Here is a 22216-nt window from a genome sequence, read left to right as displayed (position 1 = left end):
TTATACGTCGGAGTGGTAATCGAGTGTTAAACTTCCTCGGAGATCCGGTCCGGGTTAAAAAAGTCCATATCCTGGTAAGAATTGAACGCATTGTCTAATTGGATGACTTCATTGTCTTCATCTCGGGTAAATAAAAGATGGGAAACATGCAAACCTCCCATGTATTGCTTGAGGGTTTGCCATTCAAGTTCAAGCCTTTTTTCAGGGGATTTATAATTTAAAACATCTTCAGGTTCAAGAAGCTGAGAACCTCGAGCATTTTTTTGACCCTTATTTTCAAAAGATTGATTTCGTTTTCCAAACTCATCGCTATCGCTATCGCTTTCTTCAACATTTCTTTCTTGAATGGCAATGCTGCGAAGAGACCGGCGTATAGGATGATCCTCGGGTAGATTATCAATAATAACCGAAGCTAAAAGCTCAGCTGATGGAAGAGGCTTATCATCAAGCTTTTTGGGCAATCCTTTTAAATTCTCGAAAAGATCGGAAATCAAAGGCTCAAGATTAGTCTTTTCTTCTTCATTTTCTTTACGAAGCTTCCATAATTGTCCGATCCCTTCAAGCACTGCCGTCAATTTAACAAGAGCGCTTTTGTCATGCTCTGTAAGTTTAAGTAATTCTTTTCGCTTGGATTGTTTTCGACTAAGCGTAAATTGAAAAATTACAGAAGTTATAGCGGATATCACGCAAGCTGTTCCCGCAACAATTATAATGCCAAGCTGGGTCCCCCAATACGCATCTTCTTCGGTTCCATCTTTCTCATCTTTTTGGAGGATCTGTACCAGAGCATCGCAAAAATATCCTAGGATTGGAGAAGCACCAGTGAAGATGGCACCGCCTGTCCTGCAAAGAGAACAAATTTTAGAGCTACTTTCCAACTCTTGAATCTGTTTTGCTCTTGTAGCGTCGGTTTCAAAGATCTTTTTTAGAGTATTGCTTGCTATCTCTTGAACGGATGAATTTGTTGTAGCTAACCCGACAGCCGCATCTCCTCTGACTTCATCTAAATTAATGGGCTCTCCTGCAAACGCTTCATTTAAAGCTATAAAACCATAATTTAAGTTACTTATGGGTTGTAGCGCAATATCCGGACTTGACATAGCAAACCTGCCTGTTTATCTAGAGGTTTAAGTTATTGGAATACAAAAGATATAAGATTAATATAAGTAAACTTAATGTCACTTTATGGAAATTATAATTTTATGACAAAAACGATTTCTAATAATAATATTACAATTTTTAAAGTATTGTTTTTTAAATATTTGAAATTATATAATCAAAGTAAAAAATACCTAATAATTTCACAGGGGCTTTATTATGTTATCATCAGAATTGCCCATTTATGATCCCGACAAATATCCGGCTCAAAGAGACGAAAAAAGTTCCACCCAGGTACGAGCGCTAAAATCTTTGACGCCGCCAAAAAACGGGGAAGTGGTTACCTTAAGCGAAGAAGATGGCGCAATTGTTAAGAAAACATTTAAAGAGATGGATTCTTCTGAAATTATCAAAGCTAATGAAAAAACGATTAGGGTGTTAACTAACATCAGCGCTCATGTAAAAAACCCAAAAGCTGTCACCCTTGATAAAGAAGCTAAGAAAACTTATAAGTTTTATAAAGCTAACGTTCTGAAAGTGGGTGGAAAGCCTGATCACGTACAAAAAGAGCGTTTTGTAAAGTCCTTGGATGACATTTGCCTTGCCTTAACAAAAGGCACAGATGAGTCGGAAGTTAAAAAATTAAGGTCTGAGATTGTCATACACGAGCTTGGACTGCAAGATGCCGATTATCGGGAAAAACTAACCTTGCAACTAAGACATATTGATGGTGATTTTGTTAAAACCAATTCTGTCGGCCCGGATATATTTAGACATATCACCTCAGGTTTCATTGAGCTTGCGTCTTCAAGAGATCCTGACATATTTGCAACAGCCGGTCTTGATCGTAGAGACCTTACCGCCCTGACAGATGAGAAAGAGGTTGAAGAACGAAAGAAACTGGAGCTAGATAGGGTAAATGTTTATTTGCATCAAATTGCAGACGCTTGCAAGCCGACAGATGAACAAGTTGAAAGAACAAAACAACTCCTCAGTTCAGGTCAAGGCCAGATAAAAGAAAAAGCGTCCGTATCAGAAATCCGAAGAGATAAAAAAGAGCTTGAAACAACCGTAGAAGAGCGTTTTCATAATGAAATTCTAGGAATTTTCGAATCTCTGCTGCCTGATCTTAATGATGAAAAAGACGAGCCTCTCTCTCTTAATTCTTTTGAAGGAAGACTCGACTCAGGCCTGCAGCGTATTTTTGAAAAGCTCTCTAAAGGCAATCGAAGACAAAAAGATGCGGCGAGACTGATGTTTGCAAATGCTCAATCTTTTTATCTCGGAACTGCAAGAGCGAGGGTCATGCTCTATAAACATGAGGAGATCAACAAAGCGTTAGCCCCCAAAGATGGAGATGTCTCTAAAGAACTCCGCTTTATTGCAATTGACCATGAAGGTAAGCAAATCAATTATTTCTTTTCAGAGGATGGGGGAATAACTGTCACTCAAAGAGTGAGGTATATCCACAAGGATCCAAAAGGCGGGCCTCCCCAAGTTGCGATGGAACAAGTAACCGAACTTGCAAGCAGAAAAGATCATTTAGACAGCTGGACAATGACAGATAAAGTAGAAATCCACGTTCCAAGGGGCCAGTCTCCTGATATGGCAGAAAGGCTTGCTACTCTTTACGATACCCTAGAATTCCCTTACGAAGTTATGGAAGATTGATAATCATTTCCTTATCGATTATATTTTAATCTAAAAAAATCATGCGAAAAGACTTTCCTTTATTTCAAACACACCTAGACTTTGTTAGACCTTTTTGGGAAAAGATTTTAGATCAAGAAGGCTCTGTTATTGACGCTACCTTAGGCAATGGCAAGGATGCGCTTTTTCTTTACAGGCTTATTCGAAAAAATCAAAGCGATGCCAAGCTTTATGCTTTTGATATTCAAGATTTGGCACTTGAAAAGGCTAAAGAGCATTTTGATTCCGAGGAGCCCGGGTGGCTGGAGGAGAGTGTCGTTTTTTTTAAAGCAAGCCATGACCGTTTTGAGGATTTTCAATTTAATCATCCCGTAGTCCTTATTGTTTATAATCTGGGGTTTTTGCCGGGAGGGGATAAACTTAAGACTACCATGAGAAAAACAACCCTTGACAGTCTTGAAAGCGCACTTTCTTTAATTGCTCCAGGTGGGATGGTCTCTCTCACTTGTTATCCGGGCCATGAAGAAGGGGCTGAGGAAGAAAAAGCGGTCTATGAGTTTCTTAAGATTTGCCCCAAGGATACTTTTTCAATTACCCGCCATGAATTTGTTAATCGGCTAAAAGCGCCGGTTGTCTATTTCATCCAAAAGAAATGCCAAAAAGCGCCTGATAGCACAACATAAGATGTGTGACTCCGGCTTTTGCCCTATGAGGAGACCCCTCTTTTGGCAGATTAAGGCTTTCGGCGATACTATTTTTAGATAAGGGCAATTTTTGAGGAAAGGATTGATTCTTTTTTAAAGAGTCCAAAACTTGAATTCCAAAAAACATTGAAGCTAAATCGAACCAGTGATAAGGCCATTTAAGCTCTTCTTGCTTTCTTATTTCAACAATTTGAGAAAAAAAAGTTCGATCAAAGGCAGGGTTTTGACAGATAAAGGCATCGCTTGCTCTTTCAATCCCTAAATCCTTAAAAATAGACTCAATTTCTAGGCTTACTTGCCCTGTATCCTTTCCTTTTGATACTTCATTAAAGGTAAATCCATTGATTTCAAGGCTTGCAGGGTCTTTTGTTTCCCAAACAAGCCGAGGCTGTTTTATGACCGTTTGATAACTGGAAATACGTTTATTTTTGGAAAAATCAACGATTTCGAAAGCGATTTCAATCGGTTTATGCCTTAAAGGATTCAGGCCTGTCGTTTCAATATCAAGAAAAATACCTTTCATGCCGGGGATATAATTTATAAGCTAGGGTGGATGAATCATTTGAATTTAGCAGATTGATAATTCAATTTGCAAGAGCTTAAAAATCTAAAACATACAATAAATGTAGAGCTAATTCAATAATATATAAAAAAAGTTTTATTTAATTGATTCTTAAAGATTTTTATATGCAAATTGAAGAGGCTTTGGTAAAATGGGGCTTGAAATATTTAAGGCGAGTCCATTATCTTTTTGTTAAGACCGATTTAACCTAAGACTTAAGAGAACTCACTTTTGAAGGTGAGGACCGCTAAGAAAAGGCAAAATCCTCGTAAATCTTGAAGGATTGCTAACTCAGGTTTTCTTAAAGGAATACCCTTTAGTGAAAACGAGCTCAAAACTTTAATTTCCCCTTGGGAATCACAATACGTTTGATATGGTCAAAGCAATATATCGCCTATCCAGGCTAATTGCCAGGATATGGTACCCCGTCGCCCTCCCAGAAGAGGTTGCAGGAACTCTAGGAATACAAGTTTCTAATTTTCTTTCTTTCTCAGAACTGCTTAATGTTTTATCCAACCCGGCATTCTATGTAACATCGCTTTCAAAGTATATGCCAAGGCAAGTGGCGGAAGCTGTCTTCCAAAATGCGACCTGCGTAGAATTTTTTAGGGACAAGACACTTGTCTCTTTTTATTTTAATGAGGGGTGGATAGAATTTGTTCTTTGCTTTGATTCAAATAACTGCTTAAGGCGGATTTATTTAAATCATAAGCAAGTAGAGAGTGATCCGGGAATTGAAATCGTTCTAAGATGCTCCTATATCGGTAATCGATTTGAGCCTCTCATGGTTGAAAATATGATGACGGGTGTTTCTAAATTACAAAAAGCAAGCTAAAGAATAGCCTTAAAAAGGCTATTCCTTAGAGCTTCAGCCTATTTTTTAGAAGCTTTTTTAGCGATAAGGTTTAGAGCTCCGCCAGCCTTAAACCATTCAATCTGACCTTCATTAAAAGAATGAGAGAGAAGAATGTCATCTTTTGTCCCGTCGGAGTGATGGAGAACAAGCGTCAAAGGCTTATTTGGAGCAAAAGTTTTAAGCCCTAAAATATCTGCCGTATCGTCTTCTCTGATTTTCTCATAATCTTCCGGATTCTTGAAAGTTAAAGCGAGCATCCCTTGCTTTTTCAAATTAGTTTCGTGAATTCTTGCAAAACTTTTAACAATGATTGCCTTTCCGCCGAGATACCGCGGCTCCATGGCAGCGTGCTCTCTTGAGGAGCCCTCGCCGTAATTTTCATCTCCGATCACAATCCAGCCTATCCCATGGTTCCTGTAAGATCTCGCCATGGCTGAGAAGGGCATGATTTCATGGGTGATTTGATTAAAACCTGAGCCTATTTCTTTTCTAAACGCGTTCTCGGCCCCTATAAAGAGATTGTTAGATATATTATCCAAATGACCTCGATATTGAAGCCACTTGCCGGCCGGGGAAATATGGTCTGTTGTGCATTTGCCTTTGACTTTTGCAAGGATTTTCAGGTTTCTCAATTCCTCGCCGTCCCAAGGCTCAAAAGGTGTAAGTTCCTGTAAGCGTTCACTTTTCGATTGAATAGACACATGGACTTGCTCTCCATCTTTAGCAGGGGCAATGTAGCCCGATTCGCCGGATGTAAATCCCTTCTCAGGAAGTTCTTTTCCAAAAGGGGGCGAAAGTTTAATTTCATTGCCCTCTTTATCTTTCAATGTATCTACAAGAGGGTTAAATGATAATTTACCGGCAAGCGAAAGGGCAATCACAATTTCCGGGCTTGCCACAAAAGAGTGGGTTCCCGGATTGGCATCATTTCTTCCCGAAAAATTACGGTTATAGGAGGTTAGAATGGAGTTTTTTTCGCCATAAGCCACATCATGACGCTTCCACTGGCCGATGCAAGGGCCGCAAGCGTTAGCTAAAACAAGCCCTCCAATATCTTCAAGAGCTTGTAATAGACCATCCCTCTCAATCGTGGCTCTTATTTGTTCTGATCCAGGAGTAATTGTGAGAGGGGATTTAGCTTTTAAACCTTTTTTAGAGGCTTCTTTTGCGATGCTTGCCGCCCTATCGATATCTTCATAACTTGAATTTGTGCAAGAGCCTATTAGAGCGACTGATATTTTCTCCGGATACCCATGTTTTTTAACAGCTTCCTTTAATTCGGAAATTTTCCAAGCTTTATCCGGAGAGTATGGGCCATTAACATAAGGTTCTAGGTTGGACAAATCAATTTCAATGATTTCATCATAAAAAGAATCCGGATTTAAGAGGACTTCTTTGTCCTGGGTTAAGTGTTCTTTTATTCTATCCGCCCCGATTGCAATTTTTTCTCTGCCGGTGGCTTTTAAATAATCAAACATGCGGCTATCAAAGGGAAAAATGGAAGTGGTGGCTCCAATTTCAGCACCCATATTGCATATAGTTCCTTTTCCTGTGCATGAAAGAGTGCTTGTCCCTTCTCCAAAGTATTCAATGATGGCGCCTGTTCCGCCCTTGACTGTTAGAATGCCGGCGAGTTTTAAAATCACATCTTTTGCAGAGGTCCATCCTGAAAACTTACCTTTTAGATGAACCCCGATAATGCGAGGGAATTTAAGCTCCCAGGTCATTCCTGCCATCACATCAACGGCGTCAGCGCCGCCAACGCCAATCGCAAGCATTCCAAGGCCTCCGGCGTTCGGCGTATGCGAATCCGTCCCGATCATCATGCCGCCAGGAAATGCATAGTTTTCCAGGACCACTTGATGGATGATGCCGGCTCCCGGCTTCCAAAAACCGATCCCATACTTACTTGACACGGTTTGCAGGAAATCGAATACTTCAAAGCTTTCATCTTCAGCACGTTCAAGATCTTCTTTGGCGCCCATTTCGGCCTGGATCAAATGATCGCAATGGACGGTTGTCGGAACGTGGGTTGTTTTTTTTCCGGCACCCATAAATTGCAAAAGGGCCATTTGAGCTGTGGCGTCTTGCATGGCCACACGATCAGGGTAAAATTCAGTGTAGGACTTGCCTCGCTCGGGAGGAGTTTTGAGTTTTTCAGCTAAGTGGGCGTAAAGAATTTTTTCAGTTAAGGTGAGGGGGCGCTTTAAAAGACTTCTAGCATAGGCGATTTTTTCAGGGAAATTCTTATAAATTACTTCTATTTTATCCCAGTCAAAAAGCATATAAGACGTCCTTAATTCTGATTTTTTATCCCATCATAAAAGATAAATTTTTTATTTAAAACTAATCTTTTGCAGGAACGGCTTCCGGAAGTCAAAATCGAAACTTGGCTCTAAAGAGGATTTTTGCTATTCTGTTTACATATTTTCTTAAAAGATTATTCCCAAAAAGAGATTTAAGCCCGTGTCCCTCCCACATCAAAAATTTAGAGAAATTGTATTCCAGGCCCTTTTTTCATTAGAAACCGATTTCAATAATGAAGAAGAGCTATTAAAACTTATCATGGAGATGCTCTCAGTTTCCAAAAAATCAGTCCGCGAAGCTTTTGATCGTGCTAGGTTGATTAACCAATCCAAAGTTTCCTTAGATGAAGCTATTGGCAGCACAAGCCGGACGTTTTCATTTGATAGAATACAAAAAGTTGAAAGAAATATTTTAAGACTTTGCGCGTATGAAATTCTATTTGATGATACTATACCCGAAAAAGTAGCCATAGCAGAAGGCATTAGACTGGCAAGAAAATTTAGCACTCCTGAATCTTCTTTATTTGTGAATGCGGTTTTGGATGCTATCTATAAGAAGAAACTTGGCGTGCCGACAGAGGGAGAAGGTATAGAAGAATCCCTGACAAAAATGAATGAAAGCTTCGAGCCTAAAGAACCTGAAGCGTGAAAGACCGAGGTGGTTTTTGGACAAAATTACTGAAAATGTTTGTTTGAAAGCTTTTTCCACAATGAAAGTGGGAGGAGAAGCCCGCTATTATATCAAAGTCGGCACCATCGAAGAATTAAGAGAAGCTCTTCAGTTTGCGAAAGAAAGACAGCTTCCTTTTTTTATCTTAGGCAAAGGGTCTAACTGCATCTTTGATGATGAAGGGTTCTCAGGCCTTGTGATTCATAACAAAATTGAATTTTGCAATTTAAATGAGACAAAAGTAGAAGTCGGAGCGGGGCTTAGTTTTTCCTGGCTTGGAACTTTTACAGCCAAAAATAACTTAAGCGGGCTTGAATTTGCCTCAGGCATTCCTGGAACAGTCGGGGGGGCTATCTATATGAATGCAGGTTCAAACGGGTTAGAGACGAAAGATTTCTTAGAGAGCTGTAACTATCTGTTTCAAGACGGCACCTTAAGACAATTTGACAGGGGCGAGCTTCAATTTTCCTATCGCCACTCGCCTTTTCAAGAGATGAAAGGGGCTCTTGTGAGCGCCACTTTTAAACTTTTCAAATCAGAAGAGGCTCGAAAAAGACAAATCGAGCTTATCCATTACCGAAAAAATACCCAACCTTTAAAAGATTGTTCTGCCGGCTGTGTTTTTAGAAACCCGGTTAACGCGAAAGCCGGCGCTTTAATTGAAGCAAGCGGATTAAAAGGGGCAAAGATCGGAGGGGCTGAAGTGTCACTTGTTCACGCAAATTTTATCGTCAACAAGGGGGGCGCCACCTCAAAAGATATTAAAATGCTTATAGAACATGTTTCTGAGACCGTTAAAGAAAAAACAGGTCATACTCTAAAAAAAGAAGTTTGCTTTATTTCGAAAGACGGTTTTTTAAATCTATGAGCGATGAACATTTTCGATATGATCTTCATTGCCATACAACTGCCTCAGATGGAACTGTCAGCCCTGAAGAAATTATTGATTTAGCTATCCAAAGCGGTTTAAAAGGCCTTTCCATTACAGATCATGACACTACCCGGGCCTATGAGAAAGCCGTACATTACGCCGAACAAAAAGGATTTCCTTTAATTTCAGGGATCGAGTTTTCAACCACCCATTTAAAAGAAAGCGTTCATATCTTAGCTTATGGCTTTAATTTGCAAGAGGCGAGCCTTAATCAATTTATTGATTTGCATAAGAAAAGAAGAGAGGAGCGTTTTTTTGCCATGTTAAAAAAGTTAAATGAGAGAGGAATTCCATTAACCTTGGAAGATGTGCCTTTTCAAGGAATTCCGGGACGTCCGCATTTAGCGCAAGGTTTAGTCAATAAGGGCGTTGTTAAAACTATCAAAGAAGCGTTTGATCGCTTTCTTGGGGATCAAAGAGATTGTTATGTTGAAAGCCTGGCTCCAAGCGTGCAAGAAACCTTAGATCTTATTAAAGAAATTAATGGAGTTGCAATCATCGCACACCCTCAACTGATTCGGAATAATCAAGTGCTTCTTGACCTTCTGAACATGGATTTTGATGGAATTGAAGCAAGGTATGCAAATTTCAATCCTAGCCAGTCTCTTCGATGGTTAAAAATAGGAAAGAGAAAAAATTGGCTTTTAACGGGGGGCTCTGATTTCCATGGAGCTAATAAGCCCTCAATACAGCTTGGAGCTTCTTTTACAGAACATGACGTGTTTGAAAAATTAAGGATGCGCTATGACGCTAATCAAAAAAAGCTATGAAGAATGGTTAAAAGAGCTTTTTTCTATCAATACCAGTAAGGGGATGCATCTTGGGTTAAAGAGAATGGAGCTTGCTTTAAAAAAGCTTGGCAACCCTGAAAAATCTTATAAAACCATTCATGTGGCCGGCACAAATGGAAAAGGATCGGTTTGCTTAAAAATCGCAAAAGCCCTCGAATCGATGGGTAAAAAAGTAGGGCTATTTACTTCTCCCCATATTTCAACTTACCGTGAAAGAATTCGAGTCGATGGGGAAATGATCTCAAAAGAAGAAGTCGAAAGTCTTTTAAGTGAAATTATGAGTGTCGCTGAAGGGTCGACGTATTTTGAGATTACAACCCTTCTTGGATTGACTTACTTTGCTAAAAAAAAAGTAGATTATGCGGTCATTGAAACAGGGCTAGGTGGAAGACTTGATGCTACAAACGTATTAAGTCCGATTATCAGCATTGTAACCTCGATTAGTTTAGACCATACAGAAACGCTTGGCAGCACTATTGAAGCTATCGCTCAAGAGAAAGCCGGCATCATTAAAGAAAATACCCCCATTGTAGTCGGGCCAAAGCTTCCTCATTCTTTATTTGAAAAAATAGCATTAAACAAAAATGCCCCTTTTCATAAAGTGGAAGGCCAATTTTCCTCTTATGATGAAGAAAATAATGCCACAAGCAAGAAGGCTATGGAAGCCATGAGTTTGCCAAAAGAGGCGATTGAAGCAGGTCTTATGGTTAGGCCCTCTTGCCGTATGGAAAAGCTTTATTATAAAGAGTTGGCTTACCCGATTATCTTTGATGTGGGACATAACCCCGGGGGATTGACGGCTTTATTTCAAATGATAAGAAAAGAATTTGGCCCGATCCCAATTACCCTCATAATGGGTATGGGAAAAGAAAAAGACCAAATAAGCTGTTTAGAAATCGTTAAGAATGAAGCCTCAAGCTTCCACTTTATAGAAGCTACAAACGGAAGGGGAGAAAATCGGGAAAATTTAAAGCAAAAACTGCTTCAACTCGGAGTATGTGAAGACCGAATTAGAACGCATGCCACTATTAAAGAGGGTGTCCTGGAGGGTCTTAAAACTGCAAATTCTCTTCGATCCCTTCTTTTGATTACAGGCACTTTTTTTATAATGGCAGAAGCAAGAAGAGCCCTTGGCATTCAAGAGGAAATTGACTTTATAGATATGAATGAAAGAAGGGTTAATTCCTAGATTTTACCCGACCCCAGTTTTTTAAGTGTCCTAAAGTGAGATTGAATAGCTTCTCTAAACGTTCCAACTTCGTTATAGGGGATATTGAATTCTTCAGCCGTTTGACGAACAATTTTACTAATTTCACGATAGTGAATATGGCTGATATAGGGGAATAAATGGTGTTCTATCTGAAAATTAAGCCCGCCGATGGCGGCTGTTAATAATCGATTGTTGGTCGCAAAATTAGAAGTGGTTAAAAGCTCATGCTTTGCCCAGTTATTAGCCATTTTTCCTTCTTCATCGGGTGATAAATAAACGACTCCCTCTACGATATGACCTAGCTGAAAAACAATTGAAATCATAAACCCCGCCGCAATATGCATGCAGACATACCCAATTATGATTTGCCAGAAGGGATTTTCTAAAATAAGCAGCGGCAAAATAAGAAAGAAAAATAAATTTAGGGCCTTTAAGCTAAAGAAAAGAGCCGCTTCTTTCAAAGAAACAGTTTTTGTTTTGAGGCTTTTAAAAAACCAAAGATAATCTGAATAAAGAACCCAGTTAAGACAGATAAGCGAGTAAAGAATAGGACTATAAATGTGTTGATAGCGGTGGAACCATAAAAGTTCATCACGCGGAGAGAGTCTTAGAAGGGTCGCTTTATCAATATCATAATCATGACCTGGAATGTTTGTAAAAGTATGATGCATTACGTTATGGGTGATTTTCCAGATATAGGAACTCGTGCCGTTAAAATCAAACCAGTATCCGATAAAGCGATTGGCCTTCGGGCTTCTAAAAAAAGCTCCATGAAGAGCATCATGGATAATATTAAAGCCAAGAAGCCCTTTGGAGATCCCAATTAGAGAATAGGCAAGCATTATGCCGGCTAAACCCAAGTGCCCAAACAAAAGAGAGAAGTAAGAACCTAAATAAAGCAAAGCGATAAAGAACACTTTTATATAGAGAAGAGAGTCTCCTTTTTGCGAAATGTCAAAGCGGTTAAAGTAACTTTCAACCCTTTCTTTGACAACGGGAAAGAAATCTTCTTCTTTATATTTTTGGAAAGAGATCTTGGCAGGTTTTGATTCAAGTCTCTCATTTTCAGTCGTTAAATTAAGAGTCATGAGTAAAAGCCCCCCTTGAGACTATTATTTAAAATTTTCATTTTTTGATCAATGCATTGTTAAAATAAATAATTGATATTTTAACTTCTTAACAAAAAAATGAATAAAAGCAGGAAAATTTTTCCGATTTAGCCATTTTTTTTAAGCTTTTATATAAAATAATAGGGAATTGCCATTTAATAACCTTATCCAATAATAACTTATTGAATTCATCTGCTACAGCAACAACGAACTGGCGTTACTTAGCGAAGGAATCTTTAAACGACTGCGGAATCGTTTTTATAAAAAAGAATTAGATTGCCGAGAGGACTTGTATAGGAGCTAAAGATACGGCCTATACGTTGAATTGTATAGGGTTTCTTAAGGCTGCATGGCAGATTTTTGCTTTATGACATCCTAAACAAGAAGCTAAAACAATTGAGAATCAATTTCAGAAAATTAGAAGAATTGCTTTAGCTTTTTATAGACATCAGATTCTGCCAAGCAAAGCTAAAATAAGCAGAATGATTAAAACAAGACCCAGGACACCGCTTGGTCCATATCCCCAGTTTCTGCTGTGGGGCCATCTTGGAATAGCTCCGAGAAGAAGGAGGATTAAAATAATAATTAAAACTGTGCTTAACATAAGTACCGCCGAAAAAGATTAAAAGCTTCAAAATATTAATTAACATTTTGAAGCTTTTTTAAGGAAGGTCTATCTTTTAGATTTTCGCGTATTTTCCATTTCTGCAGCTTCTGTATTAACGCCGCTTGTAAAGATGGTTCCTTCAGCAAGCTTAGTTAGTTTTTTGTCTGCTGCTCCTTCTTCATCTAAATTTTCTTGGATAAGATCGATGATTTCATCATCAAAACCAAGGTGTTCGGCATAGCTTCTTAATGTTCCGTAAGAGGAGATTTCATAATGCTCTACTTTTTGTGCAGCACCAATTATAGCAGCATCCAATACAGGAGACTTTGCTTTATTTTTTATCAGCTCATCTCCTTCAGCAAGTATGCCTTCCATTCCTTCGCAAGTTTTCTCTTGAGATCTTAATCCAAGAAGCGAGAAAATTCTCTCAAGTCTTCCCACTTGGTTTTCTGTTTCTTTTAAGTGTTTTGATAAAGCTTGCTTAAGATCAGGGGAAGAAACAGATTTTATAATTTTTGGAAGAGCTTGAACAATTTGATTTTCACAGCTTAACATGTCTTCAAGTTCATCAATAAAGAGCTCATTTAAATCTAAATTTTTCATGAAAAACCTCCAATTTAAGGCCCTTAAGGGCTATTTTACTATTACTAAAATTAATCTTCTTCGTTAGGATCGATATCTTTCCAATTAATGTCTGATTCAAAGAGACCCGAGCCCTCTCTAGTTACGTTTCTTTTTAATGACTTATTAGGGGGTCTGCCATAACGTTCAAATCCTGAATCTTCGACCTCATAATCATCATAGCCCCAAGTATACTTCTGTTCAGGTTCTTTTTTGGTCTCGGATGTGGTTAATGATTTTCGAACTTTCGTTTGTTTTTGGGGTTTTGTGTCTCCCTCATTTCGATCAACTCTCCGGATAATTTGAGCGGTTTTCTTTTTAGGGTTAGCAGAAGCTAAGCCTTTTTTCGTCTTGGAAACGCTTTTATCATCAGAAGGCAAACTTTTTTTCTGTTCTCGAAATTTCATCTTTTTTCCCTAATTTGAATTGTTACAACAAATTAAAAGAAAACAAAAGTGTAAGGAATCTAAAAGGAAAGAAAGGGGACAGTGCGTTATTAATTAAATTAATAACATTTTTTTAATTGTTATGTATACAAAAAACGTAAAATGCTTACTATAAAGCAATTAGACCACTTCCCATATGGCGACAGCGGTAGCGTATTCTTTACAATGGCTTATTGAGAGTAAAAGTTTTTTGTTTTGAAAGTAAGACTCAAGCTTTTCGCATTTTTTTAAATAGGGCTTGCCAAATTCATCAGAGGCGATTTCAAGATCAAGCCAACCGACTTTGCCGCCAATGCCTGTTCCAAAAGCCTTTGCTATGGCTTCTTTTGCAGCAAAACGCCCCGCAAAGTTTCTTGAGGAGATGTTATGCTGCAAACAGTAATTTTGTTCTTGTTTTGTAAAAAGACGATCTAAGAAAGGGTGCCCTCGCCTTTCGATGGCTTTAGCAATCCTTTCTACTTCAATGATGTCTGTTCCAATTCCAATAATCATCTACACCGCAAAGTAATTTTTGGGATGCGGATGCGTTTCTAAACCTTCTTCGTCTAGGGAAAGTTCTTCATCTCCGTATAAATTTTCCTGCGAGGCATTGCTAAAGATCATTCTTCCGGAAGAAGTATGCTTTACAGATAAAACCTGGGCTTTAATCACTTCACCTATAAACTCGGCTCCGCCATTTACAACCACCATTGTGCCATCATCTAAATAACCGACCCCTTGCCTTGGCTCTTTTCCGTATCTCTGTATTTTAATATTAATATATTCCCCCGATTGAGAAAGGGGCTTTAAGGCATTGCAAAGATTTTGAAATTTAATAACTCTAATATCTTCGACATTGGATTGCTGGATTTGGCTGATATCTGAGGTTAAAAGGTTAGCATCGAGAAAACGAGCAAGTTTAATTAATTTCTCAAGAGGGTCTTTGATTTCAGGGAAATCCGTACTGCTGTACCGAAGCCCTAAAGTCGGGATGCTTTCAAGCTTTTTAACGACTTCTAAAGCTCTTTTTGATCTTGCTTTTGCAGATTCGTCCCCTTTTTCGAGCTGAGCATAAAGTTCAGCGAGAATATATCTTGGAAGAACAAGGTGGTGGTCTAATAAACCTGAGGCTGCAACATCTATTAACCTCGCGTCTTGTAAAATGGCGTTGTCCAGCAATAAGTCTTTTTTTTGCAAACTATGAGGGCTAAATTTAACAAATGGGATGCAAACATAGGCTTCTTCTGCAGCTCTTGCAGTCATAATGACCGCCACAAAAACACAAAAAAGATAAATTACGGCTTGAATTAGATTTTTTACATCTCCTCCGTAAGAAAAAGGAGCAAATGAGGTCATATTTTCTAATATTAAAGAAACAGCTTTTGCCAGTAGAAAACCTAAAAAAAGGCCTATGATCAGAGTGTTGAAAGTTCTTAAATTAAACTTTTTCACATACTTTTCTGATGAGATGAGGATGATTGCTAAAAATAACCCCCCGGCTGATCCCATCAATAAATTTAAAACTAAAGAATTATCCTTAAAAAGCACACTTGTAAAATTAATCGCTAAAATCACTGCTAGAAAAGCAAATGCGCTTCGAATAAAAGAGATCGAAATATCCATGTTAGTCATTACCTTAAATGTTAAACTTAAAACCTTTCACTAAACTGAGGTTTTTTTAAAAGAGGTCAGTGTAAGAATGTGAGTTTGAATTGACAACAAAAATCTTTGCACTGAAGGTTTTTTTTTTATAAAGGTTCCTTTTTTATTCGGAGAATGACACGCCCCTCATAATTTTTTCACAACAGTAACCTTGCAGGTGGTATCCACTCCTAAGTTTCTTTTTAATAGGAGCACCCCTTTCAAGCTTTTAAGATTAACGAAAAAATTTAAAAAATGAATCCGAAAATACCTCTTCCCGTGAAAATGACATTTTCAGCAAGATTGTGAGGCTTAGTCTCTCTATTACATCGTAAAAAAGACAAAAGTAAGATTTTAAGAAAAATAAGGTTTGAAGTCTAAGATTATTTAAAGAGAAGCAAAGATTAAATTCCTTTTTAACATTTTCTTATTTGTTGTAACGACAACCTTGGGTATAATCTTTTTTTTTGAATCAAAGGAGTTTAAAAGATGCCTAAATTAAAACAGCCCACTTTAATAGTTATATCCGGCCTTGTTTGGTTCGCAATGGGATTCTGGCTTTTTTCAAAAGGTATTAATTTTCTTATAACGTCTACAAAAACGTTGGACGCTTTGAAAGAGACCTTGATTATTAAAAATTTTACTCTCGATCCTCAAAGGGCGCAGGAAATGGCGATTATGTTTCTTTTAGGCGCGCTACTGGTTGGCTATTTAAAAGCGAGAGTCATTTTATCGAAGACAGCGAATAGAGTGATTCAAAATATTGTTTCCAAAGAAAATCCGGCTCCTCTAAGCGCCGCTTTTGAAAAGAAAACAATTATTTTAATTTTGGTGATGGGTGGGATTGGAATGCTTATCAACCTCACAGGAATGCCTATAGATCTTAGAGGCTTTATAGATACTGCAATTGGAGCCGCTTTGATTAATGGAGCCTCTTTCTTTTTTAGGGGAGCTAAAAAAGTTAAAGAGAGCTTGGCCGCTTAAACCGTTGACTTGAGACCAAATCCACCCCTAAGCTTTAAAGGATTAAAGGATTATTTGTGATAGCCGGATCCTTTCCATATTTCAAAGGAGCGGTATATCTGCTCCACAAGAAGAAGACGCACCATTTGGTGAGTGAGCGTTAGAGAGGAAAGGCTTAATAGTGGGTATTTATTCTTTATGCATAGAGGAAGGCCTGTCGCTCCGCCTATCACAAAAGCGATGCGGCTTCCGCCTTCCTCAAATCCTTTTTTTAAAAATGAAGCGAACTCTTCGCTTTTCATAGAGGGACCCGTAGAGTCTAACGCAATAGCGAATTTTTCTTTTAAAACAGCTTTTTCAAGAAGGTCATCGTTTTTTAACCACTCTGTTTCGATAATTACCTGACTTTCCAGCCTTTTAAAATAAAGAGATAAGGCTTCTTCGAGCCAAGTTTCTTTGGTCTTTCCGATTGATAATATTTTTATTTTTAACATAAGGGGTTTGTTCCTGAAAACTCCTAAGGGGGAGATAAGGGATGCAAGAAATTTTTATTCATGCATTTTTTTGGCTGCATCCATCCGTCTTTTTTCGTCCCGCTCTTTAATCGATTCTCGTTTGTCAAAGTTTTTTTTGCCTTTACAAAGGCCTAAACTTAGCTTAACGACCCCTTTTTTAAAATATAAAGCAAGGGGGATAAGAGTCAGCCCTTTTTCTTGGGCAGCTTGCTTAAGCTTTAAAATTTCCCTTCTATGCATCAGCAATTTCCTGTCCCGTCTCTCCTCGTGGTTGTGGATATTACCGTGAGAATAAGGGGCAATGTGCGAGCCAATAAGCCAAAGCTCGCCTTTTAAAGGTTGGACATAGGCTTCTTGAAGGCTTGCTCCATTATTACGAATGGATTTAATTTCAGTTCCGGATAAAACGAGGCCCGCTTCAAAGCTCTCTAAGATTTCATAATCATGAAAGGCCTTACGGTTTTTAACAATTTCAGAAGAAGCGTTTTTTTTCATAGGTGCAATCTTAGCTAAAGTAAAAGTAAAATAGTTTTCCAACCTAAATGATTAGAATTCTTTCGGAAGCTCCATTCGATTTTTTTAAAAAGTTCTTTTTGATATCTTTTTTGCTAGATTTATAATCATATGTTTTCAAATTTTCAAAAAATTTTCACAAGCAAGAATTCATTTTTCTAATCCAAGCGAATTTGAAAGAAGCCTATTTTAAAATAAAATTCATTTCAAAGAAATGCTTATTTGCTTTTTCAATTGCGCTATAGCACAAGTGATCGGTAAAATGCCACCTTCCCTACTATTATAAGGTTTTGAAGTTATGGATAAGAGAAATAGAAGTGAAATGGTATTCGAAAAATTAAAAGAGGTCATCCCTGGCGGGGTGAATTCACCCGGAAGAGCTTTTAGGGGATTATTAACACCTCCGATCATCGCTAAAAGAGGAGAAGGGGCTCTTCTTTATGATGAGGAAGAAGAAAGCTATATTGATTATTGCAGCTCTTGGGGATCGCTTATCCATGGACATGCCCATCCGGTGATTGTTGAATCGGCCACTAAGCAGCTTCAAGCCGGATCAAGTTTTGGGATGACTACGGCTATTGAAGAAAAACTGGCAAGAAAAATTCGGGATCGAATCCCCTCAATTGATAAAATTCGTTTCGTCTCCTCTGGAACAGAAGCTACTATGAGCGCTATTCGATTAGCGAGGGGTTTTACCGGCAGGGATGGCATCATCAAATTCAAGGGTCATTATCATGGACATTCAGACTATTTACTTGTCCAGGCAGGCTCTTTTGTATTGGATGTTAATCAAACAGCAACCTCAAAAGGGATTCCGCAAGATTTTATCCGGCATACCTATGTTCTTCCATTTAACCATACTGAAGCTGTGAGAGCTTTTTTAAGAGAGAAGGGAAAACAAATAGCTTGTATTATTTTAGAGCCCATCGCAGGAAATATGGGTGTTATCCCGACAAGCCATGAATTTATGGCAATGCTCAGGGAAGAAACTGAAAAAAACGGCACTCTTTTGATTTTTGACGAGGTCATAACAGGCTTTAGGGTTAGTTTTAGAGGGGCTCAATCCCTTTATCCGGAAAAGCCTGATTTAACTTGCTTTGGCAAAATAATAGGAGGCGGGTTTCCAGCGGCAGCTTTTGGCGGAAGAGAAGATATCATGAACCATTTGGCTCCGAATGGAGAAGTTTATCAAGCGGGGACATTGTCCGGAAATCCTGTGGCGATGGAAGCCGGCTATGCAGCTCTTTCCTTGACGGAAGCCGATCATTTTTATGAGGAGCTTGAAAGAAAAACAGATTTATTAACTCTGCCTATCATTCAATACATTAAAGATAACAATCTTAACGCCTGCTTAAATAGGCAAGGCTCCATGATGACCCTTTTTTTTGGAAATAAAAAGGTGGAGTCCTTCGATGATATTCAATCTTTAGATGGTCCGGCTTTTCAAAAATTTTTTAAATTTTTGGTCGATAAAAAAATCTTAATTTCGCCGGCTCAACAAGAAGCTTCTTTTATTTCCATGGCACATAGTGATGAGCAGTTAGTCTATACAAGAGAAGTTATATTGGAATTTCTTAATCTTTGGAAAGAAGATGCCCTTAATCAAGAAATGGCTTGCTGTGCAGAAATGATGTCTTAAATTAGGTAAGAGCCAAGATAATTTTCTTGGCTCTTTGCATTTATTTTAGAAAAGACTTCTTTCCTCTTTTTTTATATATTAGATTTCATTTAACGTTTATGTTATTAATAAGTCTTTCTAGCTCTTTTAAAAATTGATTGCTTTTTTCTCATAAACTGCTTACTAATAGGGTGGTATGATGTTTAATAGTTTGATCTTTTAAAATTTTGGGCAAGAACCGTTTGTAACCTCAAGTTTTTTGAATTGCAAGAATATTTCAAATGATAAAGCCTTTAGTTCATATTCTCTTTGTTATTTTATTCTCAAGCTTTGGGAACTTGGCTTTCTCTGAAATTTCAATAAATCCTAAGGATTCTTTTTTAATTCAAGACGGCTTAGTAAAACAGCTTCAAGAGCATATTCTAATTCAAGAAGGCAATAATCGAATCGGTTATATAGAAATTGCCGATCGATCAAGCTCGATTAGTCAAGCCACATGGCTTTATGTAAAATCCGCCATAGATTTTTATAAGAAAAATAAGCCTGATTTTATTCTTTTGAAGTTAAACACCCCTGGCGGTGAAGTTTTTGCGTCCCAAAAGATAGGAGACGCATTAAAAGAGCTAGACGTGCAGCTAGGAATACCAACTGTTGCCTATATTGATAACTGGGCCATCTCTGCAGGCGCTTTAATTGCGTATTCCTGCCGTTTTATTGTGGCAACAGAAGATGCAAGCATGGGGGCTGCAGAACCTGTTCTTGTTGGAGAGTCAGGGGAGATGAAGTCCGCTTCCGAGAAAGTCAATTCTGCCATACGAACAGATTTTGCCAATCGCGCCAGATTTTTTGGCAGAAATGCTGATATTGCCGAAGCTATGGTGGATAAGGATTTGATTTTAGTCCTGCGTGGCGGGAAAGTGATTCGACTAGATAGCGAAGATGAAATTATTAAAACAGGCGCTGACAAAGATAAAATTATTTCTGCAAAAGGGAAACTATTAACCCTGTCGGCAGAAGAGATGTTTCGCTTTGGCGTGGCAGATATTGTTTTAAAAAGCCGAAAGCTTAATGAAATTACAGAAGAAGAAAAAAAGGCCGGGGTATGGGCTTTTTCAAAAGAGCTATTAAGTGAAGCGCCCTTTTTTAAAGAAATTCCAAACGCCTTTATCCATGCTTACAAAATGGATTGGAAAACCCAATTTTTCTATATCCTTGCAAGTCCTATGGTCGCCTCTTTACTAATGCTTGGACTTATTGTCGGCTTCTATTTGGAATTTACAACACCCGGTTTTGGCTTGCCAGGAACACTTGCTTTAACTTGCCTCATATTAATCATTCTCTCAAGCTTTTCTTTAGAAATCGCCTCCTCGCTTGAACTGATTTTATTAGTAGCCGGAATTATTCTCTTTATCCTTGAATTTGCGCTGCTTCCAACAGGAGGGCTTCTAGCCTTTATCGGAGCTTTATTTTTTCTTGGCGGACTTCTTGGACTATTGCTACCCGGCATTGGTGGAGTCGACTATGAATTTGACACGAATACCTTTAATGCGGCCGGGGAAGCTGTAATGAGCAAGCTTGGACTTTTCTCAGCCACGCTTATCGCAAGCATTGCCATTATTGCACTGATCAGCCGATTTATTACCCCTCGTCTTATGGGCGTTAGCAAGTTTGTCTTACAAGGTCATGAGCAAGACGCTAAAAATGGGTATTTTGCCGGAATCGATCCTCTGCACCTTCCAAAATTGGGAGAGCGAGGAAAAGTTCTATCGACATTAAGGCCTGCCGGCAAAATTCAGATAGGCGAAGAAATTTATGATGCCATGACAACCGGAGCATATATTGAAAAAGGGGAGTCCATAGTCATTGAAAAAGTGGATGGCAACATTCTTTATGTGGCCAGGGAGGATTGAATCAAATGCCTTTGATGCCGATTGTGTTTTTAGTTCTCGGGTTATTTTCTATTTTTATCGAGTTTTTTTTACCCGGTGGAATTTTTGCGGTTATTGGGGCTCTTTTAGTTCTCGGAAGCATTATTGCTTTTGCAGCTTTAGCTGAATCCTTATGGTTCAGTCTCATTTTTTTAATTTTTGCCGCCCTGTCTGTATATATAGTTATAAAGTTAGCTCTTTCTTGCATTCGAAAAGGGTTTTTAAGCACTTCTATTTATTCGGAAGACAATCAGGAAGGGTATGTAGCTTCATCTTGGAATCAGAGCCTCGTTGGAAAAGAAGGCATTGTTTTAACTGAGCTAAGGCCGGGCGGTCATGTCAGAATCGAAAAAGAATCATTTACAGCTATTTCCAAGAGTCGTTTTATTGAAAAAGGCGAAGAGATAGTCGTGGTTGGAGGCGAGGGTGAAACGCTTTTTGTCATCCCGAAGAGGCCTGAAAAAGAAAGTTAATTAAGATTTAAGGAATATCATGGAAACCTATTTTATTTTTATTATCGTTGCCATCCTTTTGGTTATTCTTCTTGGCATTTTGGGAAAATTTATTAGCCTTTGGTTCCAAGCCTTTGTTTCAGGAACACCCATTCCCTTAACTAATATCATTGGGATGAGCCTAAGAAAAATCCCGCCTAGAGTTATTGTCGCGACAAGAATCAACGCTTACAAAGCTGGACTTAAGCAGATCACAGTAGAAGATCTCGAGACACATTATCTAGCAGGCGGCCATATTAAAGAAGTCGTGGACGCTATGATTGCGGCTGATAAAGCCAATATATCATTAGATTGGAAGAGAGCTACTGCAATTGATCTTGCGGGAAGAGATGTCAAAGAAGCGATTAGGACCTCAGTCAACCCGAAAGTTATTGATTGCCCAAGCCATGGCGGTTTTATTACCGGCGTTGCAAAAAATGGAATACAGATCCTTGTGCGGGCTAGGGTTACCGTTAGAACTAACATTGCTCAATTAGTTGGCGGCGCCACCGAAGAGACTATTATCGCAAGAGTCGGCGAAGGTATTGTAAGCGCGATAGGCGGATCGGACACCCATTTTCAGGTTTTAGAAGCCCCTCAAAGAATTTCCAAAGTAGTTCTTGAAAAAGGTTTGGATTCATCGACCGCTTTTATGATCTTGTCGATTGATATCGTAGAAATGGTTTTAGGTGAAAACGTCGGGGCTAAGTTAAGGGCGGATCAGGCCGAATCGGATATGCGTGTCGCAAGAGCTGAAGCTGAAAAAAGAAGGGCCATGGCGGTTGCTGAAGAGCAAGAATATAAAGCTCGAGTCAAAGAAAAAGAGGCTAATTTAATTGAAGCTGAAAGCAGCGTTCCCCTAGCTATGGCGGAAGCTTTTAGAAAAGGCCAACTCGGGATTATGGACTATCAAAGAATACAAAATATTCAAGCCGATACTGATATGAGACAAGCGATCGCAAAGCCTACGGATAATATTTCTGATACTCACGCGCCTCATTAACGGA

General features: G+C 38.7%; 23 protein-coding genes. 12 read left to right on the top strand and 11 right to left on the bottom strand.

What is annotated here, in order from left to right; genetic code table 11:
- Window positions 1-26 precede the first annotated feature (26 nt).
- Window positions 27-1100, bottom strand: coding sequence for a hypothetical protein (locus tag CSEC_RS05655; RefSeq protein ID WP_041017455.1), 1074 nt, complete (start codon window positions 1098-1100; stop codon window positions 27-29).
- A 217-nt stretch (window positions 1101-1317) separates the two neighbouring features.
- On the opposite strand from CSEC_RS05655, the gene CSEC_RS05650 reads away from it, so the two are divergent.
- Both CSEC_RS05650 and mnmM read left to right on the top strand, forming a co-directional pair.
- A complete protein-coding gene (locus tag CSEC_RS05650) occupies window positions 1318-2769 on the top strand; it encodes a hypothetical protein (RefSeq protein ID WP_041017454.1) in 1452 nt (483 codons plus the stop codon).
- A gap of 41 nt (window positions 2770-2810) precedes the next feature.
- The gene (gene mnmM / locus CSEC_RS05645; RefSeq protein ID WP_041017453.1) at window positions 2811-3431 is read left to right on the top strand and encodes a tRNA 5-(aminomethyl)-2-thiouridylate-methyltransferase MnmM; all 621 of its coding nucleotides are present in this window, start codon (window positions 2811-2813) and stop codon (window positions 3429-3431) included.
- On the opposite strand, the gene CSEC_RS05640 is transcribed toward mnmM, so the two are convergent.
- The gene (locus CSEC_RS05640; RefSeq protein ID WP_041017452.1) at window positions 3388-3975 is read right to left on the bottom strand and encodes a 3'-5' exonuclease; all 588 of its coding nucleotides are present in this window, start codon (window positions 3973-3975) and stop codon (window positions 3388-3390) included. The genes mnmM and CSEC_RS05640 overlap by 44 nt on opposite strands.
- Before the next feature lie 412 nt (window positions 3976-4387).
- On the opposite strand from CSEC_RS05640, the gene CSEC_RS05635 reads away from it, so the two are divergent.
- Complete coding sequence (locus CSEC_RS05635) at window positions 4388-4849, top strand: hypothetical protein (RefSeq protein WP_053331818.1); 462 nt, start codon at window positions 4388-4390, stop codon at window positions 4847-4849.
- A 38-nt stretch (window positions 4850-4887) separates the two neighbouring features.
- Here CSEC_RS05635 and CSEC_RS05630 read toward each other — a convergent pair whose 3' ends face one another.
- Window positions 4888-7155, bottom strand: coding sequence for an aconitate hydratase (locus CSEC_RS05630; protein ID WP_041017451.1), 2268 nt, complete (start codon window positions 7153-7155; stop codon window positions 4888-4890).
- Between the two features lie 181 nt (window positions 7156-7336).
- On the opposite strand from CSEC_RS05630, the gene nusB reads away from it, so the two are divergent.
- From nusB to CSEC_RS05610, 4 genes are read left to right on the top strand one after another with little or no spacing between them, the layout of a single operon-like run.
- Window positions 7337-7825 carry a transcription antitermination factor NusB gene (nusB, locus tag CSEC_RS05625; protein WP_053331817.1) on the top strand — a complete coding sequence of 163 codons (489 nt, stop codon included), beginning with the start codon at window positions 7337-7339 and terminating at the stop codon, window positions 7823-7825.
- A 16-nt stretch (window positions 7826-7841) separates the two neighbouring features.
- Complete coding sequence (gene murB, locus CSEC_RS05620) at window positions 7842-8714, top strand: UDP-N-acetylmuramate dehydrogenase (RefSeq protein ID WP_041017551.1); 873 nt, start codon at window positions 7842-7844, stop codon at window positions 8712-8714.
- Window positions 8711-9547: a PHP domain-containing protein gene (locus CSEC_RS05615; RefSeq protein ID WP_053331816.1), complete on the top strand. Its 837-nt coding sequence runs from the start codon at window positions 8711-8713 to the stop codon at window positions 9545-9547. Before murB ends, CSEC_RS05615 begins: the two co-directional genes overlap by 4 nt.
- Window positions 9522-10757 carry a bifunctional folylpolyglutamate synthase/dihydrofolate synthase gene (locus tag CSEC_RS05610; RefSeq protein WP_041017450.1) on the top strand — a complete coding sequence of 412 codons (1236 nt, stop codon included), beginning with the start codon at window positions 9522-9524 and terminating at the stop codon, window positions 10755-10757. The genes CSEC_RS05615 and CSEC_RS05610 overlap by 26 nt, the downstream gene beginning before the upstream one ends.
- Here CSEC_RS05610 and CSEC_RS05605 read toward each other — a convergent pair.
- The 6 genes from CSEC_RS05605 to CSEC_RS05580 all read right to left on the bottom strand — a co-directional run bounded on the left by CSEC_RS05605 (window position 10754) and on the right by CSEC_RS05580 (window position 15163).
- Window positions 10754-11866, bottom strand: a complete 1113-nt coding sequence (locus CSEC_RS05605; protein WP_079977989.1) for a fatty acid desaturase family protein — start codon at window positions 11864-11866, stop codon at window positions 10754-10756. The genes CSEC_RS05610 and CSEC_RS05605 overlap by 4 nt on opposite strands.
- A 469-nt stretch (window positions 11867-12335) precedes the next feature.
- A complete protein-coding gene (locus CSEC_RS12995; protein WP_041017449.1) occupies window positions 12336-12491 on the bottom strand; it encodes a DUF3309 family protein in 156 nt (51 codons plus the stop codon).
- Window positions 12492-12560: 69 nt separating this feature from the next.
- Window positions 12561-13097, bottom strand: coding sequence for a YciE/YciF ferroxidase family protein (locus CSEC_RS05595; protein WP_041017448.1), 537 nt, complete (start codon window positions 13095-13097; stop codon window positions 12561-12563).
- A gap of 50 nt (window positions 13098-13147) precedes the next feature.
- Window positions 13148-13522: a hypothetical protein gene (locus CSEC_RS05590; protein WP_041017447.1), complete on the bottom strand. Its 375-nt coding sequence runs from the start codon at window positions 13520-13522 to the stop codon at window positions 13148-13150.
- A 159-nt stretch (window positions 13523-13681) separates the two neighbouring features.
- The gene (gene acpS / locus CSEC_RS05585; RefSeq protein WP_041017446.1) at window positions 13682-14053 is read right to left on the bottom strand and encodes a holo-ACP synthase; all 372 of its coding nucleotides are present in this window, start codon (window positions 14051-14053) and stop codon (window positions 13682-13684) included.
- Window positions 14054-15163 carry a PIN/TRAM domain-containing protein gene (locus CSEC_RS05580; RefSeq protein ID WP_041017445.1) on the bottom strand — a complete coding sequence of 370 codons (1110 nt, stop codon included), beginning with the start codon at window positions 15161-15163 and terminating at the stop codon, window positions 14054-14056.
- A gap of 507 nt (window positions 15164-15670) precedes the next feature.
- On the opposite strand from CSEC_RS05580, the gene CSEC_RS05575 reads away from it, so the two are divergent.
- The gene (locus CSEC_RS05575; protein ID WP_041017444.1) at window positions 15671-16165 is read left to right on the top strand and encodes a hypothetical protein; all 495 of its coding nucleotides are present in this window, start codon (window positions 15671-15673) and stop codon (window positions 16163-16165) included.
- 50 nt (window positions 16166-16215) lie between these two features.
- Here the strand turns inward: CSEC_RS05575 and CSEC_RS05570 are convergent, their stop codons facing one another.
- Entirely contained in the window at window positions 16216-16638 is a 423-nt protein-coding gene (locus CSEC_RS05570; RefSeq protein ID WP_041017443.1) for a 23S rRNA (pseudouridine(1915)-N(3))-methyltransferase RlmH, read from the bottom strand.
- 54 nt (window positions 16639-16692) lie between these two features.
- Window positions 16693-17154 (bottom strand): SsrA-binding protein SmpB, encoded by a 462-nt coding sequence (gene smpB / locus CSEC_RS05565; RefSeq protein ID WP_041017442.1) that lies wholly within the window; start codon window positions 17152-17154, stop codon window positions 16693-16695.
- Window positions 17155-17470: 316 nt separating this feature from the next.
- On the opposite strand from smpB, the gene hemL reads away from it, so the two are divergent.
- From hemL to floA, 4 genes are all read left to right on the top strand, one after another.
- Window positions 17471-18811 (top strand): glutamate-1-semialdehyde 2,1-aminomutase, encoded by a 1341-nt coding sequence (gene hemL, locus CSEC_RS05560; protein WP_053331815.1) that lies wholly within the window; start codon window positions 17471-17473, stop codon window positions 18809-18811.
- A gap of 260 nt (window positions 18812-19071) precedes the next feature.
- The gene (locus CSEC_RS05555; RefSeq protein ID WP_053331814.1) at window positions 19072-20700 is read left to right on the top strand and encodes an NfeD family protein; all 1629 of its coding nucleotides are present in this window, start codon (window positions 19072-19074) and stop codon (window positions 20698-20700) included.
- A gap of 5 nt (window positions 20701-20705) precedes the next feature.
- Window positions 20706-21191: an NfeD family protein gene (locus CSEC_RS05550; protein WP_053331813.1), complete on the top strand. Its 486-nt coding sequence runs from the start codon at window positions 20706-20708 to the stop codon at window positions 21189-21191.
- Between the two features lie 19 nt (window positions 21192-21210).
- Entirely contained in the window at window positions 21211-22212 is a 1002-nt protein-coding gene (floA, locus tag CSEC_RS05545; RefSeq protein WP_041017441.1) for a flotillin-like protein FloA, read from the top strand.
- The last annotated feature ends 4 nt before the right edge of the window (window positions 22213-22216 follow it).

It is taken from the genome of Criblamydia sequanensis CRIB-18, from assembly GCF_000750955.1.
Lineage (GTDB): Bacteria > Chlamydiota > Chlamydiia > Chlamydiales > Criblamydiaceae > Criblamydia > Criblamydia sequanensis.
This window is presented reverse-complemented; position numbering and strand designations above follow the sequence as displayed.

Bases quoted from the DNA above. Each gene is read 5' to 3' on its own strand.
- CSEC_RS05635 (WP_053331818.1), top strand. From the start codon at position 4,388: ATGGTCAAAGCAATATATCGCCTATCCAGGCTAATTGCCAGGATATGG.
- CSEC_RS05595 (WP_041017448.1), bottom strand. From the start codon at position 13,097: ATGAAAAATTTAGATTTAAATGAGCTCTTTATTGATGAACTTGAAGAC.
- CSEC_RS05655 (WP_041017455.1), bottom strand. From the start codon at position 1,100: ATGTCAAGTCCGGATATTGCGCTACAACCCATAAGTAACTTAAATTAT.
- CSEC_RS05590 (WP_041017447.1), bottom strand. From the start codon at position 13,522: ATGAAATTTCGAGAACAGAAAAAAAGTTTGCCTTCTGATGATAAAAGC.
- CSEC_RS12995 (WP_041017449.1), bottom strand. From the start codon at position 12,491: ATGTTAAGCACAGTTTTAATTATTATTTTAATCCTCCTTCTTCTCGGA.
- CSEC_RS05575 (WP_041017444.1), top strand. From the start codon at position 15,671: ATGCCTAAATTAAAACAGCCCACTTTAATAGTTATATCCGGCCTTGTT.
- CSEC_RS05630 (WP_041017451.1), bottom strand. From the start codon at position 7,155: ATGCTTTTTGACTGGGATAAAATAGAAGTAATTTATAAGAATTTCCCT.
- CSEC_RS05615 (WP_053331816.1), top strand. From the start codon at position 8,711: ATGAGCGATGAACATTTTCGATATGATCTTCATTGCCATACAACTGCC.
- smpB (WP_041017442.1), bottom strand. From the start codon at position 17,154: ATGAAAAAAAACGCTTCTTCTGAAATTGTTAAAAACCGTAAGGCCTTT.
- hemL (WP_053331815.1), top strand. From the start codon at position 17,471: ATGGATAAGAGAAATAGAAGTGAAATGGTATTCGAAAAATTAAAAGAG.
- CSEC_RS05555 (WP_053331814.1), top strand. From the start codon at position 19,072: ATGATAAAGCCTTTAGTTCATATTCTCTTTGTTATTTTATTCTCAAGC.
- CSEC_RS05550 (WP_053331813.1), top strand. From the start codon at position 20,706: ATGCCTTTGATGCCGATTGTGTTTTTAGTTCTCGGGTTATTTTCTATT.
- CSEC_RS05640 (WP_041017452.1), bottom strand. From the start codon at position 3,975: ATGAAAGGTATTTTTCTTGATATTGAAACGACAGGCCTGAATCCTTTA.
- acpS (WP_041017446.1), bottom strand. From the start codon at position 14,053: ATGATTATTGGAATTGGAACAGACATCATTGAAGTAGAAAGGATTGCT.
- CSEC_RS05605 (WP_079977989.1), bottom strand. From the start codon at position 11,866: ATGACTCTTAATTTAACGACTGAAAATGAGAGACTTGAATCAAAACCT.
- floA (WP_041017441.1), top strand. From the start codon at position 21,211: ATGGAAACCTATTTTATTTTTATTATCGTTGCCATCCTTTTGGTTATT.
- CSEC_RS05580 (WP_041017445.1), bottom strand. From the start codon at position 15,163: ATGGATATTTCGATCTCTTTTATTCGAAGCGCATTTGCTTTTCTAGCA.
- CSEC_RS05650 (WP_041017454.1), top strand. From the start codon at position 1,318: ATGTTATCATCAGAATTGCCCATTTATGATCCCGACAAATATCCGGCT.
- CSEC_RS05610 (WP_041017450.1), top strand. From the start codon at position 9,522: ATGACGCTAATCAAAAAAAGCTATGAAGAATGGTTAAAAGAGCTTTTT.
- mnmM (WP_041017453.1), top strand. From the start codon at position 2,811: ATGCGAAAAGACTTTCCTTTATTTCAAACACACCTAGACTTTGTTAGA.
- CSEC_RS05570 (WP_041017443.1), bottom strand. From the start codon at position 16,638: ATGTTAAAAATAAAAATATTATCAATCGGAAAGACCAAAGAAACTTGG.